The following is a 2385-nucleotide window of genomic DNA, read 5'->3' on the forward strand; positions in this document are numbered from 1 at the left end:
CTGCCCAATGAGCGCGAACTGACCGCCGCCAATTGGGGTGAAGGCGGTGCCGCCGCCTACGGTTCTGGGCCGGTCGACTATGTAGTGATCCCTGACGCTGGCGGTGGTGCGGATATCCGTATGGTCCGCAAGTCCTTCATCTCGCCGAGTGACTTCTCGCTGGGCGTCCGGTATCCGGACGGCACACACCTGCGCCAGGCAGGCCAGGCCGTTGTGGTGGAGACTGACGGCGCCCCCGGCAGGCCCGCGGCGATTATCGGGGCCTTCAGTGTCCCGGAGGCTCGCGATGGCGCAGGCAATGCAATCGAGGTGGGCCCATCGGTCGGCGGCAGCTATCTGTATCAGCAATCAGCCCTGGACTTGAATGTTGGGGAGGTGGGGCTGCTGAACTTCCCAGTGACCATCACCGTGGCTTACCGGGTCACCACCACCGTGCCTGTCGTCACTCAGGGCGACCCCGGGGCCAAGCGTCCAACCGTTGACGGTGGCCGGTGTGTTTCAGGGCCGCCCGCTTTCCGTGGTGGCGAGAATCCCGGTAGCACAGCTGATTTCACAGTGTCATGCGGACGGTTAGCGGCATGCATGAGTGCGGTCCCCGCCCGCACGAGTGCGCTCACGTGTGAGGACACGTTCCTGGCAGATCTATCGAATGCTTGTGTGACTGCCTTTGGGTACGACGGCCCCGATTACGAGGGCTGCCTGTCGGCCGCTAACGGGCACACCCGCTGGGCAAAAGAAAACATGCTCCCTGGCGCAGCCACAACTACTGGTGGAGTCTGAGATGACCGACTACACAGCATTTTTCGCAATATCGTTGTACGGGGGAAGTAGGAACAACCGATGAGTAAGCCCACCGACGGCATCGAACCCGGCGATGCACCTACGAAATCCCTGACCGCCGGCTCCGACGCTGCTACAGGTCCGCATCTGACAGGCCCGATTGCAGGCGTCGCGGGTGTCGCCCTTGCAGCCGTCGGGTTGTGGGGTTTGCATGCGATCGTCCCAGCCGCAGGTGCCGCCGGATCGGTGGGCTGGGCCGTATTGCTGCTCGCGGCGTTCACAGCGCTGGGCAAGGGCATCACCTTGGTGCGACAGGCTTTGGCGCCGGTCACGGCCGCGGCATCGGCTTCAGTGGCCGGAATCCCCGCTGTGGCACGGGCAGTGGCCGGCATCGGTATCGGTACGGCCGGGATGTGGTGGGTAATGCGCGGGCATACCGCCGCCTGGCTGACCCAGATCACCGATGTCGACGGTTGGACATTGCCGTCGCGGCTGGCCCAGGTCGCCTTCATTGCTGTGGCCGGTGCGTTATTGTTTGGCGGCGGCAAGGCCCTTGCAGACCTGCTCCTGTCTCACTCTGGGACCCGCCAGAACAATCAAGACACCGCAGAAGACGCCCGTGGTCAAGATCGCTGGGCCACATGGTGGTCCAGTCACCCTGGCTTAGGTGTGACACTGCTGGCCGGTGGGGCGGCGCTGCTCTTTCTGTCCGGATATGTGGTGCCGCGGGTGTCGGGGTGGTTGACCGGCGATGATCCGTTGGCGGCGCTGGCCGCCATTACCGCAGTCCTGACTTTGGCGTTGGCCGCCAACACCTGGTGGTGGAACGCGTTGTCGGGGTGGTGGACGTGGGCGCACACACCCAGTGGCCCCGGCGGGCCCACACCGATGGGCCAAATCTACGCCGGCGCTGGAGTCTTGGCGCTGATCATGTTCTCGGCGACCGCATTCGGCCTAGCCACCTTCTCCTCATACTTGCCCCAGACTGCCGTTGTGGCATCGGCAGATCCGTGTGGTCCCGATGGCTGCGGTGGTGGCGGCAATAGTGGTCCCCAGGACGGCGGACAAATGTTCCAGCCTCCGCAGATGCCGAACCAGATGCCTGATTACCAAGGCGGCATCAATCAGCCGCCGTTAGATCAGAACGGCGGCGTTTCCATCTACAACCCGTCCACCGGGCAAGGCGGCTCGCAAGCTCCCCAAAACCTAGGCCCACAGATGTCGGGCCAGCACGCCACTCACGGTGAGCCTTTGCCGAACTACGGGCCCTGGCAGCCAGACGCCCAACCCCCGGCCCAAGCACCTGTGCAGCAGGCACCCGCACAACAGCCGGCGCAGGCCCCACAGAATCCTGCCGGCCAACAGCCCGTGCAACAGGCACCCCAGCAGGCGCCGCAACAACCGGGACCACAGCAGCCCCAGGGTCAGCCTGGTCAGCAGCCACAACCGCAGCAGGTTCCGAAGCAGCCCGAGCAGGCGCCGCCGACGCAGCCTGATACACCGAAAAAGAGCCCCATCGATCCGACCGATCTCGCTGTCGCCGCTACGCGCCGCGGCTCGCAGCAAGCCGGGCAACAAGCGGCCCAACAAGGCACCGCCCAAGCG

Annotated in this window: 2 protein-coding genes; both read left to right on the forward strand. The window is 65.1% G+C overall.

The features are described from left to right. Positions 1-780 (forward strand): hypothetical protein (locus ACREB4_RS21200; protein WP_431590223.1); only part of this gene is annotated, 780 nt, incomplete at its 5' end. Positions 781-840: 60 nt separating this feature from the next. Next, positions 841-2385, forward strand: a 1545-nt coding sequence (locus tag ACREB4_RS21205) for a hypothetical protein (protein WP_431590224.1), incomplete at its 3' end; no start/stop codon positions are given.

The sequence above is a fragment of the Aquabacterium sp. genome (assembly GCF_050725395.1).
Classification (GTDB): domain Bacteria; phylum Pseudomonadota; class Gammaproteobacteria; order Burkholderiales; family Burkholderiaceae_C; genus Aquabacterium.